This window comes from Streptomyces sp. 2114.4, assembly GCF_900187385.1.
In the GTDB taxonomy this organism is placed as follows: Bacteria; Actinomycetota; Actinomycetes; order Streptomycetales; family Streptomycetaceae; genus Streptomyces; species Streptomyces mooreae.
On sequence record NZ_FYEY01000001.1, the window covers coordinates 4049967 to 4066802 of the forward strand.

Sequence of the window (16836 nt, forward strand, 5' to 3'; positions counted from 1 at the left end):
ACTTGCGGCATTCGCCCTCCAAGCCCGTGAAAGTCACTGACTCACAAGTAATTGAGCCCCGGGATCGTAACCGGCGCCAACGGCTCCCGCTCGAAGACGATGACCCGAAGTGACCGTCAGCTGTCGTGGATGATGGCTGAAGTGACCGTCAACTGTCGTGCGAGTGCTCCTCGTGGTGTGCCGTCCCCGGGAGCCCCTCCAGTTCGCGGGCGTGTTCGATGATCTCCTTGATGCTCCGCAGGCTCCTGGGGGAAAGTCCGGCTGCCCGCAGCGCCACATGCTGCACACCGGCGGACCGCAACGCGACCATCAACTCCAGTTCGCCGTCGACCGCTTGGGTCGTACGGTCATCGAAGAAGTAGGCAGGCGGCACTCCGAAGAACCGCGCGAGCGCCTCGACGTGTTTGAGGGTGGGGTTGTCGCGCTGCCCCTTGCGGAGCAGCCATATGTAGCTGCCGGAGATGGACACGCTGCCCGAGGAGATGGCACGTGCGACTTCTTCCGTACGGAAAGGGCCACGCCCCACCGGCACGACTGTCTCGAAAAGGTGGTTCAACTTGGCGGCGAACGAACGCTCACCGACGTCCTCTACATCAGCCACGTAACGCCTCCGTCCCCCGCTTCAATGTAGTGGCACACCCGTGTGCACGTCGTTGCGCTGTCTCAATTACATGAGTTGACGCGTGTGGACGGGCGGCTTAGCGTCCTGCTGATTGCATCAACTCTGTTGCCGCGCTCGGGAGTCGATCAGTCAACGGTCGACGGGCGTGAGGGCGCGGCAGTGCCCGGCGCGGTCCCTGGCTGTGCATGTGCCTGACTTTCTCTAGTTTGGGGGGAGAGAATCTCATGAGCATCGCGCAAAGAGCAGCAAGCCGACACGGCGGCGCGGGGTACGAGGCGAGATCCTCATTGCCGACTGCGGCCCGGCTGCCCGGCAGTGGTCTGGCCGGTACCGAACCGGACACCATCGATGTACTGATCCTCGCCCAAGGGGCCCTCACACGCAGCGGCATCGCTGCCATGGTCTCCTGCCGGGCGGGCATCCGGGTGCTTGGGGACGGGGAGGACGTCGCCTCCGTTCCGGCCGGCAGGCGGCTGCGCCCCCATGTGGTGGTCCTCTGCCTCGCCGACGGCAGCAGATCCGCTTTCGAGAAGCTCCGCAACGCGCGTGAGGCCTTCGGCGCGAGCGCAATCCTGCTGGTCATGGGAGCGCTCTCATCAGGCGGCACGCAGCGCGCCCTGGAGGCCAATGTGGCGGGGGTGATCTCCGACGATGCCTCTGCCGACGAACTCGTCGAGGCGATCAGGCGCCTGAGCCGCGGCCAGCGCATCGTGGGCGCCGATGTCGCCGTCATGAGCAGCGCCAGGACGGCGAACCCGCTGACCCCGCGGGAGTCGGAGCTCCTCGGTCTGGCGGCCGAGGGCGAGAGCCCCGAGGAGTCGGCGGGCCACCTGCACCTGTCCGTCGGGACCGTACGCAACCACCTGCTGTCCGCTGTGCAGAAAACCGGCGCCAGGAACCGCCTGGACGCGGTCCGGATCGCCCGTGCCCGAGGCTGGCTCTGACTCGCCTCATCCCGGTCTCTTCGAGGCAAGCGAACGCTCCTCTTCCCTACGCTTCTGCAGAGCAGATGAGTGTGGAAAGCGGTAGCGGTGGATTTTGAACCCACTGGTCCTCACCCTGGCACGTGTCCTGATCCAGGGACCTGGTACCTCGGTTCCGATGACGTTCGTCAAGCGCCGGGGGCCGTGTCGTGCCCGCCCGAGGTGCTCGGCGATCCCCGGATGCTCCGCGTCCGCTTCCAGGCTGGACAGCGCCGGCGCCCACAGCCAGGTCTCCGGATCGAAATACGCCCGGTGGATCAGCGCCGCGACCTCGCGGTTCCCCGTCAGCGCCGGCAGCTGGGGCGCGTCCAGTGCTGGATCACGCGGTAGCGTCCTGCCCGTCTGTGAAAGCCGGTCCACCGGGGGGCGAGATCGTGGGAACCCTTGAGTCTCAAGGGTTCCCACGCCTCAGATGGACCCAGGCACGCCTTCCAGGGGGCACATGATGGGCACGAAAAATGCCCCCTGAAACCGCGTTCTCGCAGTTCAGAGGGCATTTACCGAGTGGAGCCTAGGGGAGTCGAACCCCTGACATCTGCCATGCAAAGACAGCGCTCTACCAACTGAGCTAAGGCCCCTTCGCGCACCAGGGTACCTGGTGTCCGACCGCTTTCCCGACCGGGTATCGCCGCACACCGTCGCTCTCCGTAGGATGCTTCGCGAGATTCGCGGCAGCGAAGCGACCGGGGAGACAGGGGAGACGGTATGGACACAGCACAGCAGGAAGCCACCGCGCGGGCCCGGGAACTCCAGCGCAGTTGGTACGGGGAGCCGCTGGGAGCGCTGTTCCGTCGTCTCATCGACGATCTCGGCCTCAACCAGGCCCGGCTCGCCGCGGTGCTCGGCCTGTCGGCACCGATGCTCTCGCAGCTGATGAGCGGGCAGCGCGCGAAGATAGGCAACCCGGCCGTGGTGCAGCGGGTGCAGGCGCTGCAGGATCTGGCCGGCCAGGTCGCCGACGGCAGCGTCAGCGCCGCCGAGGCCACCGACCGCATGGAAGAGATCAAGAAGACGGCGGGGGGTTCGGTGCTCAACAACACCGCACAGCAGACGTCGTCGACGGGGGCGACCACGGTCCGGCGCGTGGTGCGGGAGATCCAGTCGCTGCTGCGGTCGGTCTCCGACGCCGGGGACATCATCGATGCGGCGAACACCCTCGCCCCCGCTCACCCCGAACTGGCAGAGTTCCTCCGGGTCTACGGTGCCGGTCGTACCGCGGACGCGGTCGCCCACTACGAGGCGCACCAGAGTTAGCCACCAGCCACTGGGGACGTTGCGAGTTCAGAAGCGGACGGGGCGCAATGGGTGAGGTCTTCGCCGGTCGGTATGAGCTGATCGACCCGATCGGACGGGGTGGGGTGGGCGCGGTCTGGCGCGCCTGGGACGCCCGGCGCCGCCGCTACGTTGCCGCCAAGGTGTTGCAGCAAAGCGACGCGCACACCCTGCTGCGCTTCGTCCGCGAACAGGCACTGCGGATCGACCATCCGCATGTGCTGGCCCCGGCGAGCTGGGCCGCGGACGACGACAAGGTGCTGTTCACCATGGATCTGGTGAACGGCGGCTCGCTGGCGCATCTGATCGGGGACTACGGCCCGCTGCCGCCGCGGTTCGTCTGCCTGCTCCTGGACCAGCTGCTGGCCGGGCTGGCCGCGGTGCACGCGGAAGGAGTGGTGCACCGTGACATCAAGCCGGCGAACGTCCTTCTGGAGGCCACCGGCACCGGCCGCCCGCATCTGCGGCTGTCGGACTTCGGCATCGCGATGCGCAAGGGTGAGCCGCGGCTGACCGAGGCCAACCTCGTGGTCGGGACGCCCGGATACTTCGCCCCGGAGCAACTGCAGGGCGCCGAACCGGACTTCCCCGCCGACCTGTTCGCGGTCGGCCTGGTCGCGCTCTATCTGATCACCGGCACCAAGCCGGACGCCGACGCCCTGGGCCGGCACTTCGGCCGGCACGGGATCCCGAACGCGCCCGAGGGGGTACCGGAGCCGCTGTGGCAGGTGCTGGCGTCCCTGGTGCACCCCGACCCGGAATCCCGGTTCAGGACGGCCACGGGGGCGCGTAAGGCGGTCCTCTCGACGGCGGAGCTGCTGCCCGACGCGACGCTCGAGGACGAGGTCGTCGAGGTCTTCGACCACATCGGCCCGCTCCCGGCCGGCTTCGGGGCGGACGGGCCGCTGCGGACCGGGGAGGCCGACGGGCCCGCGACGGCCGGTGCCACCGCGGGCACCACGGCCGCCGCGCAGGTGTCCATGTCGGACACCGGAAGCTTCCATATCGCCCCGCCGGAGCCGAGCACCCCGCAGACTCCGGCACCGACACCGACACCGACACCGACGCCGACGCCGACTCCGCTGCCGGTGCCGGGCGGCCCGCCCACGGGGCACGGCGAGAGGCCCAGCGGCTTCGGTGAGACCCCCATGGGGCACGGTGAGACGTCCACCGGGCACGGCATGACGTCCGCCGGCCAGAGCACCGCGCCCACCGGCCACGGCGGCCCTGCCACCGGCCACACCTCGGCCTCCACCGGCCACGGCGGTCCTGCTGCCGGCCACGGCGTCCCGACCGGCCAGGGCGCGCCGACCGGCCAGGGCGCTGCGACCGGCCCCGGCACGGCCTCCGGCGGGCTGCCCCTGACGCCGCCCCCGGCGCCCGTGTACCGGCCCACGGCCGCCGTCCACCACGGACACTCCGCGACCCGCCCCTATACGGCGGGCCCTCACCCGGTCCCCGGACCGCCCCCGGGCGGCACCCCCGTCGCCGGGCCGGCCACCATGCCTCCCGTCCCGTACCGGAAACCGGGACCGCCCCCGAAGGTCGCGATCCCGGTGCTGGTCGTGGCGCTGCTGTGCATCGCGGTCGGCGTGTGGGCCCTGGCGGCCGCCTGAGACCACGCCGCGGACCGGTGGCGGCGGGGGCCCGCCGGCCCCTGAAACCCCCGTTACCAGCCCCGTGGAGGCCCGAACTGCGTATTCTGCTGCGCCTGTTGGGTCGTCTGTGTCGGCTGACCCGGCTGTCCCGGCTGTCCTGGTGGTGACGGCTGTGACGACTGTCCCGGCTGACCCGGCTGACCCGGCAGTGCGGGCTGCCCGAGCGGGCCACCGGGACCGGCCGGGCCACCAGGGCCGACCGCCGCGGCCGGTGCACCGGCCGTTGACCTTCGCGCCACCAGCGTCCACGCGCCCAGTCCCAGCAGCAGCACCACCCCCGTGCCGATCCCCGTGTAGGCCACCGTCATCAGGGTGCCGCTCTTCGCCGCCTGCTGTGCGGTCTGACCCTTCCGCGCCGACTCACGGTCTCCGGACGTGACGGAGAAGGTGCCGGTCGGCTCGGCGTAGCCGGGCCCGGCCTTGGCGGCGCCGCGGACATCCACCCGGAGGGTGAGTTCCGCGCCCTTGGGGAAGAACCGCGCGGCGTCGGGGTGCAGGCTGACCTCGAGGTAGTACCAGCCGGCGAACCGCATCGCGCTGACCGGGCCGACCGGCTGGAAGCGGTTGCCGTACGCCACCGGCGCGGTGAACTCCTTCGCGGCGACCGGTTTCCCGGTGTACGCGACGAAGGAGAGGTCGTCGACCGCACCACGCGCCGGGTTGTAGACCCCCAGCCCGAGCATCCGGGCGAGGAAACCGGAGGAGCCGGAGGGCGCGTTCGGCAGCTCCGCGCTCAGGTTGAGCCGCTGTCCCCAGTCCACCGGTACGCGGTAGAAGCGGGTCTCGCCCGGCCTGATCCGGTCCTTCCATACCCCGGAGTCGACCGAGCCCGCGTCGTTGAAGCCGGTGCCTCCCTTGGCGCTGCGCTTGGTGGTGTCCGTGCGCGGGGCGGGCGTGACGGTGCTCCAACTGCCCTGGCCCGGCCGGGCGGGCGTGGTGCCCTTGAGCGGCGGCTCGTCGAGGTAGTCCAGTTCGAGCGGCCAGGCGTCGGAGCCGGACTTCGCCGACCCCTCGCGGGTGATCACCAGGTAGTACGGGCCGGCCTTCTGACACCCCGTGCGGTCGGCGCCGATACGACGGGTGGCGTAGTCGGCGATCGGATAGGCCATCCCGCCGCCGTGGAAGGACGGATGGGCGCCCGTGTCGCAGGTCGTGCCGTCGCTGGCCTGGACATTGACGGTCAGTCTGTCGCCGTAGTCCGCGACCTTGGTCCCGGGCCGGGGCGCCGCGACGGCAGAGAAGTAGGCGCTGGTCCTGTCGTCCAGGGAGACGGCGTAGTACTTCTTCTCACCGCGCTTGATGGAGTCGGTGTGCAGTCCGGGCTTGAGCTGCGGGGCATCCGCGGTACTGGTGCTGCCCTTGATCGCCGTGGCGCCGTCCCCCGTCCGGTAACCCGGGACGGTCTCGGCCGAGGCCACACCCACCGCCCCCGGAAGGATCACCACCACGGCGAGCGCCGCCAGTACGGCTATGCCCCTGTTCGTCGTGCGCCCCGTCACCACGAGCCACCCCTCATCGGATCGGAATTCCCGGCGCCGGCCCGCGGCTTCCCGCAGACTCGTCCACAGGCCGCCGCGAGACCGGCCGGCAGCAGCACGCCCCCACGCCGACCGCGACGGCCATCACACGTCCTGTGAGTCATCTTCCACCGCCGCCCCGCGTGCCGTACGCGGAGGCCGGGGAATCGCCCCGGGAGCGTCGGTCCGGCCACGACCACACCGGCGTGACGTCCCCCTTCAACGGATGTTCCACGTGAAACATCCGCACCCTCGGCCACCGCGCGGCACCAACCCTCGGAATCTTTGCTTCTGCAAGCAAATGGTGTGCTTTAGCGAATCCAAGGGGAGTGCCGTCCCGCTCCGACAACGACATCCAGCCACCCCGCGGCAGCCACCACCCCCACCGCAGAACACCCCGCACACCCCGCACGCCCCACACGCCGCACACGCCGCACACGCCGCACCTGCCAGACTTCCCGCACCCGCCCCAGGACGCACGAAACCCCGATCACCCAGGGGCAATCGGGGCTCGTACGAACCTGTGCTGCTGTGCTGTGGGGGGTCTCAGACACCCGAACCTGCGGGCACGGAGTCGGTCGCCTCCGTCCACAGATCCTGCTCGGCGCGATCCGCCTGGATCTGGCGGTACACGAGGAGCCCGCCGATGGCGGCCAGTGCGACCAGGAGAAGCTTCTTCACCGCGCGACCTCGTCTTTCGTTGACGTAGGGGACCTATGTCGGCCGATGATACACACCGGCCGATACCGATTGGTTACCTAGCCCGCGGTCGGCAACACCTCGTCCGAGGCCGCTGCCGCGAGCCAACTTCCGCCTCCGTACAACGAATCGGCCCGGCCGGGGAGTTCCCCGGCCGGGCCGATCGGTGCGGTGCGGCTACCAGGACTTGAACCTGGGGCCTCTTCCTTATCAGGGAAGCGCTCTAACCGTCTGAGCTATAGCCGCGCGCTCGCTGCAACGAAAGATTAGCGCACTTCAGAGGCGTTCCCAAAATCGGTTCCGGGAGCCCCCCGAACGCCCTCCCGTGCGGGGGTCACTCATCCTCGGCGAGGGTGAGCTCCACCCCGCCGACGAAGCCCGCCGACAGGTTGTAGATGAAGGCCCCGAGCGTGCCCAGCGCGGTCGCCAGCACCACGTCGATCACCGCGATGACCGAGGTGAACAGCACCACCCGCGGCAGCGACAGGAACGACTGCAGATCGAAGCCGGCACCGTCGCCGGAGCCGGTGGCCTCGCTGAGCGTCCCGCCGACCGCGGAGAAGACGCCCATCGCGTTCATGACCATCCACAGCACGGCGGCCGCCACGACCGTGCAGATGCCCAGCGCGATGGAGAGCAGGAAGCTGACCTTCATGACCGACCACGGATCGGCGCGGGCCACCCGCAGCCGGGCCTTGCGGGTGCGGGGGACCGTGCCGGCGCCCGTACGCGGGCGGCGCACCGCCTGCCCGCCGCCGTCCTGCCCACCGCCGGTGGGGTACGCCTGAGGCGGCTGGTACGGCTGCTGGGAGCCGCCCTCGGGGGCGCGCCCCTGGGGCTGCGGTTGCGGCTGACGGGTATCGGTCACGGGTCCCCCTTGGTGTGAGCCCTCGTCTCGGGGGCCGGTGTCAGAAACGGCAGAGCCACGGGCGCTGTCCTCCGTCACGGTTGCGGGTCCGGACGGGGAGTCCTTCTTCGCTCCCGATCCACCCGCCGCAGCGCCCGTGGCTCCACTCACGACCTACTCCTCGTGCTACTCCGCCGGGGGCTGCTCGCCCTCGGCCTCCGTGGGCACGGTCTCCTCCGCCGCGTCGGCCTCGTCGGGCGCCTCGCCCCCGTCGACCTCTTCGGCTTCACGACCGGCCTCGGCGTTCCATGCGATGCCGACGACGGCATCACGCTTGCCCAGGTTGATCAGTTGGACGCCCATGGTGTCACGGCCGGTCTCCCGCACCCCGCTGACCCGCGTACGGATCACGCCACCGCCGAGCGTCACCGCAAGGATCTCGTCACTCTCCTCGACGACCAGCGCTCCGACCAGCGAACCCCGGTCCTCCACGATCTTGGCGGCCTTGATCCCGAGGCCGCCGCGGCCCTGGACGCGGTACTCGTCGACCGCGGTGCGCTTGGCGTAGCCGCCGTCCGTGGCGGTGAAGACGAACGTACCCGCGCGGACCACGTTCATCGAGAGCAGTTCGTCGTCCTCGCGGAAGCTCATGCCCTTCACGCCGGAGGTGGCCCGGCCCATCGGGCGCAGCGCCTCGTCCGTCGCGGTGAACCGGATCGACTGGGCCTTCTTGCTGATCAGCAGCAGGTCGTCGTTCTCCGAGACCAGCTCGGCGCCGATCAGCTCGTCGTCCGTGCCGTCCTCCTGCTCGCGCAGGTTGATCGCGATGACACCGCCGGAACGCGGCGAGTCGTAGTCCTTGAGCGGCGTCTTCTTCACCAGGCCGGCTTTGGTGGCGAGCACCAGGTACGGCATGGCCTCGTAGTCGCGGATCGCCAGGATCTGCGCGATCTGCTCGTCCGGCTGGAAGGCGAGCAGGTTGGCCACATGCTGCCCCCTGGCGTCGCGTCCCGCGTCGGGGAGTTCGTACGCCTTGGCGCGGTAGACCCGGCCCTTGTTCGTGAAGAACAGCAGCCAGTGGTGGGTGGTGGAGACGAAGAAGTGGTCGACGATGTCGTCTTCCTTGAGCTTCGTGCCCCGCACGCCCTTGCCGCCGCGCTTCTGCGAGCGGTAGTCGTCGGTCTTCGTCCGCTTCACATAGCCGCCACGGGTGATCGTGACGACGATGTCCTCCTCGGCGATCAGGTCCTCGATGGACATGTCGCCCTCGAAGGGCACCAGCTTGGAGCGCCGGTCGTCGCCGAACTTGTCGACGATCGCGGCCAGTTCCTCGCTGATGATCTGGCGCTGCCGCTCCGGGGAGGCCAGGATCGCGTTGTACTCGTTGATCTTGCGCTGCAGCTCGTCGTGCTCGGCGGTGATCTTCTGGCGCTCCAGGGCGGCCAGCCGGCGCAGCTGCATCTCCAGGATCGCGTTCGCCTGGATCTCGTCGATGGTCAGCAGGCCCATCAGGCCCTCGCGCGCCACCTCGACCGTCTCACTGCGCCGGATCAGCGCGATGACCTCGTCGATCGCGTCCAGCGCCTTGAGCAGACCGCGCAGGATGTGCGCCCGCTCCTCGGCCTTGCGGAGCCGGAACTTCGTCCGCCGGACGATGACCTCGATCTGGTGCGTGACCCAGTTGCGGATGAACGCGTCCAGCGAGAGCGTGCGCGGCACCCCGTCGACCAGCGCCAGCATGTTCGCGCCGAAGTTGGTCTGCAGATCGGTGTGCTTGTAGAGGTTGTTGAGGACGACCTTGGCGACCGCGTCCCGCTTGAGGACGATGACCAGGCGCTGGCCCGTACGCGAGGAGGTCTCGTCGCGGACGTCCGCGATGCCGCCGATCTTGCCGTCCTTCACCAGGTCGGCGATCTTCTGCGCGAGGTTGTCCGGGTTGACCTGGTAGGGCAGCTCGGTGACCACCAGGCACTGGCGGTTCTGGATCTCCTCGACCGCCACCACGGCACGCATGGTGATCGAGCCGCGGCCCGTGCGGTAGGCCTCCTCGATGCCCTTGCGGCCCACGACCAGTGCGCCGGTGGGGAAGTCGGGACCCTTGATGCGCTCGATCAGCGCGTCCAGCAGCTCCTCGCTGGAGGCCTCGGGGTGCTCCAGCGCCCACTGGGCACCGGCCGCGACCTCGCGCAGGTTGTGCGGCGGGATGTTCGTCGCCATGCCGACCGCGATACCGGCCGAGCCGTTGATCAGCAGGTTGGGGAAGCGCGCCGGCAGGACCGTCGGCTCCTGGTTACGGCCGTCGTAGTTGTCCTGGAAATCGACGGTCTCCTCGTCGATGTCCCGGAGCATCTCCATGGACAGCGACTTCATCTTGCACTCGGTGTACCGCATGGCCGCGGCCGGGTCGTTGCCCGGGGAGCCGAAGTTGCCGTTGGAGTCCACCAGCGGCATCCGCATCGACCAGGGCTGCGCCAGACGCACCAGGGCGTCATAGATCGAGGAGTCGCCGTGCGGGTGGTACGTACCCATGACGTCGCCCACGACGCGGGCGCACTTGTAGAAGCCCTTCTCGGGGCGGTAGCCGCCGTCGTACATCGCGTACAGCACGCGGCGGTGCACCGGCTTGAGGCCGTCCCGCACATCGGGCAGCGCACGCGAGACGATGACGGACATCGCGTAGTCGAGGTAGGAGCGCTGCATCTCCGTCTCGAGCCCGACGGGCTCGACACGCATTCCGACGCCTTCGATGGCGGCGGGCGCGCCCTCGGCGGTCACGCCGTCCGGGGTCACAGGGGGGTTCTCGTCGGCCATGGTGGTTCAAAGTCCTTTCGAGCTGCGGCTGTTGTTCGGGCCGACAGGGCTCAGATGTCGAGGAAGCGGACGTCCTTGGCGTTGCGCTGGATGAACGAGCGGCGCGCCTCGACGTCCTCGCCCATCAGCACGGAGAACAGGTCGTCCGCACGGGCCGCGTCGTCCAGCGAGACCTGACCGAGGACCCGGTGGTCGGTGTCCATGGTCGTGATCCGCAGCTCCTCGGCGTTCATCTCGCCGAGACCCTTGAACCGCTGGATCGAGTCCTCGCGGATCCGCTTGCCGTTCTGCTTGCCGATCTCGATCAGCGCGTCCCGCTCCGCGTCGGAGTAGGCGTACTCGAAGTCGTCCCGGCCCCACTTGATCTTGTACAGCGGCGGGCGGGAGAGGTAGACGTGCCCCGCCTCGACCAGCGGCCGCATGAAGCGGAAGAGGAAGGTGAGCAGCAGGGTGTTGATGTGCTGACCGTCGACGTCGGCGTCCGCCATCAGGATGATCTTGTGATAGCGGAGCTTGTCGATGTCGAAGTCCTCGTGCACGCCCGTGCCGAACGCCGAGATCAGCGCCTGGACCTCGTTGTTCTGCAGGATCTTGTCGACCCTGGCCTTCTCGACGTTGAGGATCTTGCCTCGGATCGGCAGGATCGCCTGGTACTCCGGGTTGCGGCCGGACTTGGCCGAGCCACCGGCGGAGTCACCCTCGACGATGAAGATTTCGCACTTCTCGGGGTCGTTGGACTGGCAGTCGCTCAGCTTGCCCGGCAGCGACGCCGTCTCCAGCAGGCCCTTGCGGCGGGTCAGATCGCGCGCCTTGCGGGCGGCCACACGCGCGGTCGCGGCCTGGATGCCCTTGCGGATGATGTCCGCGGCCTCGTTGGGGTTGCGGTCCAGCCAGTCGTTGAGGTGTTCGTGGACCACCTTCTGGACGAAGGTCTTCACCTCGGTGTTGCCCAGCTTGGTCTTGGTCTGGCCCTCGAACTGCGGCTCGGCGAGCTTGACCGAGATGATCGCCGTCAGACCCTCGCGGATGTCCTCACCCGTGAGGTTGTCGTCCTTCTCGCGCAGCAGCTTCTTGTCGCGCGCGTAACGGTTGATCAGACCGGTCAGCGCGGCGCGGAAGCCCTCTTCGTGGGTGCCGCCCTCGTGGGTGTGGATGATGTTCGCGAAGCTGTAGACACCCTCGCTGTACTGGGTGTTCCACTGCATCGCCAGCTCGACCGAGAGCTGCCGCTCCTTGTCCTCGGCGTCCACCGAGATCACCGTCGGGTGCACCAGCTCGCCCTTGCGCGAGTTGAGGTACGTCACGAAGTCGACGATGCCGCCCTCGTAGTGGTACCGCACCGAGAGCGGCTTGCCCTCCTCGTCCACGTGGTCCGGGCGCTCGTCGGTCAGCGCGATCGTCAGACCCTTGTTGAGGAACGCCATCTCCTGGAAGCGCCGCGACAGCGTCTCGAAGCTGTACGTCGTCGTCTCGAAGATGTCGCCGTCGGCCCAGAACGTCACCGAGGTGCCGGAGTCGTCGGTCGGCTCGTGCTTGGCCAGCGGCGCGGTCGGGACGCCGAGCTTGTACTCCTGCGTCCAGCGGTAGCCGTCCGTGCGGACCTCGACCGCCACTCGCTGCGACAGCGCGTTCACGACGGAGACACCCACGCCGTGCAGACCACCGGAGACCGCGTAGCCGCCGCCGCCGAACTTACCGCCGGCGTGCAGCACCGTCATCACGACCTCGACGGCCGGCTTGTTCTCCGACGGCACGATGCCGACCGGGATACCGCGGCCGTTGTCGACGACGCGGACACCGCCGTCGGCCAGGATCGTGACCTCGATGGTGTCGGCGTGCCCCGCCAGCGCCTCGTCGACGGAGTTGTCGACGACCTCCTGCACGAGGTGGTGCAGACCGCGCTCACCTGTCGAGCCGATGTACATGCCAGGGCGCTTACGGACCGCGTCCAGGCCTTCGAGGACGGTGATCGCACTGGCGTCGTACGACTTCTCCACCGCGGAGTCGCCCATGGCGCCGGCAGGAACCCCCTCTTCAGTAGAAGCCGTCTTGTTCTCGTTGAGGTCGCCGGAGTCGGCCACGAAGCGCCCTTTCTGGCACAGCACGAGCCCTTCCGCGCCTGCGGGGATCACCCCTGGGAAGACAGGCGGGCGGGGCTGCGTCGTTCGACATGTTCCGCGAGTGGGCGGAATTGGCACCAGTCTACCGGTAGCGCCGACACTCATGGGGGTTTGCAGGTACCTGAGTCGTCATGTGCCGCCCTGAACTGGCGTCCGCCGACTCCCCATATTCGAGAAGGGGCCCCAGGACGCTCACACGGGCACTCAGCGCTTCGGACTGTCAACCGGCGGCTACCGTGAGCGGAGTCTCATCCGCCTCACCCGTAGAGGGGGGTCACAGGGGTCAGCCGTAGGTGTCGCCGGGGCCCTTGCTGCCCGGTGCCCGCAGCGATCCGTACCGGCGCGCGGGACCCCCGGGACCGAGCACCTTGATGACCTTTACGGTGCCGTGGCCCAGGTCCTCGTTGAGGCGGGCCACCAGCGTCGGGGCCAGCAGCCGCAGCTGCGTCGCCCAGGCCGTCGAATCGCACTGGACGGTCAGGACCCGGGCGTCCTCGTCGTACTTCTGCGGCTCGCAGTGCTGCGCCACCTCGGGCCCGACCAGCTGCGGCCAGCGCCCCATCACCCCGCCGACCGCGGCCGGGGTCTCCCAGCCGCGTTCCGTGATCAGCCGGTTGATCGCCGCACCGAGCGGCAGCGGATCGCGGCCGTCCGCCCGCGCGCCGGAGCGCAGTCCCCCGCGCCGGGCCTGCTTCTTCTGCTGCGCGGCCGCGCCCCGCGCCCGCGCCTGCTCCTTGGCGGCGACCAGCGCCTGCCGGGCCAGATCCACACCGGAGAGCTCAGGGGAAGGCTGGGGCGGGCCGGGCTGCTCCTCGCTCACGGGGTCACCTTCTCCGCGGTGCCGCCGGACACCGCATAGCGCGCCCCGGCCAGCGCGCCCGGCACATCGTCGTCCACCGCGGCCGTCACCAGCACCTGCTCGCCCGGGGCCACCAGCTCCGCCAGCCGCTCGCGGCGCCGCGCGTCCAGCTCGGCGAAGACGTCGTCGAGCACCAGCACCGGCTCGCCCGCCCGTCGCCCGCCACCGCCCCCGTCCGAGGGCCCTCCGGGCCCGCCCATCGGACTCTCGGCCCGCAGCAGGTCGTACGAGGCCAGCCGCAGCGCCAGCGCGTACGACCACGACTCGCCATGGCTGGCGTACCCCTTCGCCGGGAGCTGACCCAGCTTGAGCACCAGATCGTCGCGGTGCGGGCCGACCAGCGTCACCCCGCGCTCGATCTCTCCCTTACGGGCCTCGCCGAGCGCCGCCAGCAGCACGCCGTACAGCTCCTCGCGGGTCCCGGCGGCGGCCATCGCCTCGCCCGCCGAGCCGCGGTACTCCAGCGCCAGCGGTCCGCCGCCCGGCGCCAGCTGTTGATAGGCCTTGTCCGCGAGCGGCTGCAGCGCGGCGATCAGATCGAGCCGCTGCGCCAGCAGCTCGGCGCCCGCGCGGGCCAGATGCTGGTCCCACACGTCCAGCGTCGACAGATCCATCTGCCGCCCGCCGTGCCTGCGCGCCAGCGCCGCGGTCTTCAACAGGGTGTTGCGCTGCTTGAGGACGCGGTCGTAGTCCGAGCGCACCCCGGCCATCCGCGGCGACCGCGCGGTGATCAGCTCGTCCAGGAACCGCCGCCGCTCGCCCGGATCGCCCTTGACCAGCGCCAGGTCCTCCGGCGCGAACAGCACCGTCCGGACGATCCCCAGCACATCCCGCGGCCTGACCTGGGACGACCTGTTGATCCTGGCGCGGTTGGCCTTGCCCGGGTTGAGCTCCAGCTCGACCAGCTGCTGCCGCTCGCCCTGGACGACCGCGGCCCGGACGACCGCCCGCTCGGCGCCCATCCGCACCAGCGGGGCATCCGAGGAGACCCGGTGGCTGCCGAGCGTCGCCAGATAGCCGACCGCTTCGACCAGATTGGTCTTGCCCTGGCCGTTGGGGCCCACGAAAGCCGTGACGCCCGGGTCGAGCGGAACCTCGACCCGGGCGTACGAGCGGAAGTCGGCGAGGGACAGATGCGTGATGTGCATGACTGAGCGCCGACCTCCCCCGGCGGTTGCCACCGGTTACTGCGGTGGTTACTGCTTCTTGTTGCTGCTTGCTACTTCTTGTTCTCGACCGCGTGGCCACCGAACTGGTTGCGCAGCGCGGCGATCATCTTCATCTGCGGGGAGTCGTCCTGGCGGGAGGCGAAGCGCGCGAAGAGCGAGGCCGTGATCGCGGGCAGCGGCACGGCGTTGTCGATCGCGGCCTCGACCGTCCAGCGGCCCTCACCGGAGTCGGCGGCGTAGCCGCGCAGCTTCTCCAGGTGCTCGTCGTCGTCGAGGGCGTTGACGGCCAGGTCGAGCAGCCAGGAACGGATGACCGTCCCCTCCTGCCACGAGCGGAAGATCTCGCGCACGTCCGTGACGGAGTCGACCTTCTCCAGCAGCTCCCAGCCCTCGGCGAAGGCCTGCATCATGGCGTACTCGATGCCGTTGTGGACCATCTTCGCGAAGTGGCCGGCGCCGACCTTGCCGGCGTGTACCGAGCCGAACTCGCCCTCGGGCTTGAGGGCATCGAAGATCGGCTGCACCTTGGCGACATCGTCCTTGTCGCCGCCGTACATCAGCGCATAGCCGTTCTCCAGACCCCAGACGCCGCCGGAGACACCGCAGTCGACGAAGCCGATGCCCTTGGCCTTCAGCTCCTCGGCGTGCTTCTCGTCGTCGGTCCAGCGGGAGTTGCCGCCGTCCACGACGATGTCGCCCGGCGACAGCAGCTCGGCCAGCTCGTCGATCGTGGACTGGGTGGCGGCACCGGCCGGCACCATGACCCAGACCACCCGCGGCCCCTTGAGCTTGTCCACCAGCCCCTGAAGGCTGTTGACATCCGCCACGTCGGGGTTGCGGTCGTATCCGATGACGGTGTGGCCGGCGCGGCGAATGCGCTCGCGCATATTGCCGCCCATCTTGCCGAGACCGACGAGACCGAGCTCCATCCGAGACCCTCTTTGCACGTAGTCGTTGCTGTTCGTACCCGGGTCCGAGCCTACGCCCGCAGGTCCGCGCACACCTGTGGGCTCAGCCGCTCATCAGGGGCCCTTCAGCCGGTCGCCGCACGGCGCGCGGCCGGGGCGCCGTCCGGTGTCCGCCGGACAGCCGTCACCCCTGCGCTCCGGCCGTCAGCCCGAGAGCCGCACCGGCATGATCAGGTACTTGTACGCGTCGTCCGCCTCGGCGTCCTTGGCCGGCCGGCCGCTCAGCAGCGCGGGCTTGGTCGAGGTCGTGAAGGACAGCTGCGCCACCGGGGAGTCGATGGCCGACAGGCCCTCCAGGAGGAAGCCCGGGTTGAAGGCGATCGAGATGTCGTCGCCCTCCAGGTCGGCGTCCACCCGCTCCACAGCCTGTGCATCGTCGCTGGAGCCGGCCTCCAGGATCAGCACGCCCTGCTCGAAGCTCAGCCGGACCGGGGTGTTCCGCTCGGCCACCAGTGCCACACGCTTGACGGCCTCGACGAACGGGGCGGTCTCGATCACGGCGACCGAATTGAACTCGGTCGGGAAGAGGGTGCGGTACTTCGGCAGGTCGCCTTCCAGCAGACGCGTCGTCGTCCGCCGTCCGGCGCCCTCGAAACCGATCAGGCCCTCGCCCTGGCCGGAGCCGGACAGCGCGAGCGTGACGGTGTCGCCGCTGCTCAGGGACTTGGCGGTGTCCAGCAGCGTCTTGGCGGGGACCAGCGCGACCGCGGAGGCGTCCGGGCTCTCCGGCTTCCACAGGAACTCACGCACGGCGAAGCGGTAGCGGTCGGTGGAGGCCAGGGTGACGGTGTCGCCCTCGATCTCGATCCGTACGCCGGTGAGCACCGGAAGGGTGTCGTCACGGCCGGCGGCGATGGCGACCTGGGCGGCGGCCGCGGCGAAGACCTCACCGGGGACGGTGCCGGTGGCGGTGGGCATCGTCGGCAGGGACGGGTACTCCTCCACAGGCAGTGTGTGGAGGGTGAAGCGCGAGGAGCCGCAGACGACGGTCACCCGTACACCGTCGGTGGAAATCTCCACCGGGCGGTTGGGGAGCGCACGGCAGATGTCGGCGAGCAGCCGGCCGGAGACGAGGACCGTGCCCTCCTCTTCCACCTCTGCTTCCACCGAGACCCGTGCGGAGACCTCGTAGTCGAAGCCGGAGAGGCTCAGCGCGCCTTCCTCCGCCTTCAGCAGCAGGCCCGCGAGGACGGGCACCGGCGGACGGGCCGGGAGGCTCTTGGCCGCCCAGGCCACTGCCTCCGCGAGTACATCGCGCTCCACCCGGATCTTCACCGGAAACCGCCTCCTGCTGTTGCTGGCTCTCGCCCT

At 69.7% G+C, this 16836-nt stretch carries 13 protein-coding genes and 2 tRNA genes; 3 read left to right on the forward strand and 12 right to left on the reverse strand.

Features of this window, described 5'->3' with window-relative positions; translation table 11 throughout:
• Positions 1-148: 148 nt before the first annotated feature.
• The gene (locus CFW40_RS17755) at positions 149-601 is read right to left on the reverse strand and encodes a helix-turn-helix domain-containing protein (RefSeq protein ID WP_088798827.1); all 453 of its coding nucleotides are present in this window, start codon (positions 599-601) and stop codon (positions 149-151) included.
• A gap of 308 nt (positions 602-909) precedes the next feature.
• Here CFW40_RS17755 and CFW40_RS17760 point away from each other — a divergent pair, with 308 nt between their 5' ends.
• Complete coding sequence (locus CFW40_RS17760) at positions 910-1566, forward strand: response regulator transcription factor (RefSeq protein ID WP_176956470.1); 657 nt, start codon at positions 910-912, stop codon at positions 1564-1566.
• 544 nt (positions 1567-2110) lie between these two features.
• Here the strand turns inward: CFW40_RS17760 and CFW40_RS17765 are convergent.
• A tRNA-Ala gene (locus CFW40_RS17765) sits at positions 2111-2183 on the reverse strand.
• A gap of 127 nt (positions 2184-2310) precedes the next feature.
• Between CFW40_RS17765 and CFW40_RS17770 the strand changes: the two genes are divergently transcribed.
• Both CFW40_RS17770 and CFW40_RS17775 read left to right on the forward strand, forming a co-directional pair.
• A complete protein-coding gene (locus CFW40_RS17770) occupies positions 2311-2859 on the forward strand; it encodes a DNA-binding protein (protein ID WP_086718572.1) in 549 nt (182 codons plus the stop codon).
• 47 nt (positions 2860-2906) lie between these two features.
• Positions 2907-4493: a serine/threonine-protein kinase gene (locus CFW40_RS17775; RefSeq protein ID WP_088798829.1), complete on the forward strand. Its 1587-nt coding sequence runs from the start codon at positions 2907-2909 to the stop codon at positions 4491-4493.
• Between the two features lie 53 nt (positions 4494-4546).
• Here CFW40_RS17775 and CFW40_RS17780 read toward each other — a convergent pair whose 3' ends face one another.
• The 10 genes from CFW40_RS17780 to dnaN form a co-directional block, all read right to left on the reverse strand.
• Positions 4547-6037, reverse strand: a complete 1491-nt coding sequence (locus CFW40_RS17780; protein ID WP_088798830.1) for a hypothetical protein — start codon at positions 6035-6037, stop codon at positions 4547-4549.
• A gap of 561 nt (positions 6038-6598) precedes the next feature.
• Positions 6599-6733: a DLW-39 family protein gene (locus CFW40_RS37555; RefSeq protein WP_003958712.1), complete on the reverse strand. Its 135-nt coding sequence runs from the start codon at positions 6731-6733 to the stop codon at positions 6599-6601.
• A 190-nt stretch (positions 6734-6923) separates the two neighbouring features.
• Positions 6924-6997, reverse strand: a tRNA-Ile gene (locus CFW40_RS17790).
• Between the two features lie 88 nt (positions 6998-7085).
• Positions 7086-7769 (reverse strand): DUF3566 domain-containing protein, encoded by a 684-nt coding sequence (locus tag CFW40_RS17795; protein ID WP_088798831.1) that lies wholly within the window; start codon positions 7767-7769, stop codon positions 7086-7088.
• Between the two features lie 15 nt (positions 7770-7784).
• A complete protein-coding gene (gene gyrA, locus CFW40_RS17800) occupies positions 7785-10409 on the reverse strand; it encodes a DNA gyrase subunit A (RefSeq protein WP_088798832.1) in 2625 nt (874 codons plus the stop codon).
• A 50-nt stretch (positions 10410-10459) separates the two neighbouring features.
• On the reverse strand, positions 10460-12490 hold the full coding sequence (gyrB, locus tag CFW40_RS17805) for a DNA topoisomerase (ATP-hydrolyzing) subunit B (RefSeq protein ID WP_371127288.1): 2031 nt from the start codon (positions 12488-12490) through the stop codon (positions 10460-10462).
• 322 nt (positions 12491-12812) lie between these two features.
• Positions 12813-13349, reverse strand: a complete 537-nt coding sequence (locus CFW40_RS17810) for a DUF721 domain-containing protein (RefSeq protein ID WP_088798834.1) — start codon at positions 13347-13349, stop codon at positions 12813-12815.
• On the reverse strand, positions 13346-14536 hold the full coding sequence (recF, locus tag CFW40_RS17815; RefSeq protein ID WP_088798835.1) for a DNA replication/repair protein RecF: 1191 nt from the start codon (positions 14534-14536) through the stop codon (positions 13346-13348). Before recF ends, CFW40_RS17810 begins: the two co-directional genes overlap by 4 nt.
• A gap of 71 nt (positions 14537-14607) precedes the next feature.
• Positions 14608-15486, reverse strand: coding sequence for a phosphogluconate dehydrogenase (NAD(+)-dependent, decarboxylating) (gene gnd / locus CFW40_RS17820; RefSeq protein WP_088798836.1), 879 nt, complete (start codon positions 15484-15486; stop codon positions 14608-14610).
• Between the two features lie 183 nt (positions 15487-15669).
• Positions 15670-16800: a DNA polymerase III subunit beta gene (dnaN, locus tag CFW40_RS17825; protein WP_088798837.1), complete on the reverse strand. Its 1131-nt coding sequence runs from the start codon at positions 16798-16800 to the stop codon at positions 15670-15672.
• Positions 16801-16836: the final 36 nt, after the last annotated feature.

Coding starts and splice junctions, on each gene's coding strand:
- CFW40_RS17770 (WP_086718572.1), top strand. CDS start 2,311: ATGGACACAGCACAGCAGGAAGCCACCGCGCGGGCCCGGGAACTCCAG.
- CFW40_RS17775 (WP_088798829.1), top strand. CDS start 2,907: ATGGGTGAGGTCTTCGCCGGTCGGTATGAGCTGATCGACCCGATCGGA.
- gyrA (WP_088798832.1), bottom strand. CDS start 10,409: ATGGCCGACGAGAACCCCCCTGTGACCCCGGACGGCGTGACCGCCGAG.
- recF (WP_088798835.1), bottom strand. CDS start 14,536: ATGCACATCACGCATCTGTCCCTCGCCGACTTCCGCTCGTACGCCCGG.
- gnd (WP_088798836.1), bottom strand. CDS start 15,486: ATGGAGCTCGGTCTCGTCGGTCTCGGCAAGATGGGCGGCAATATGCGC.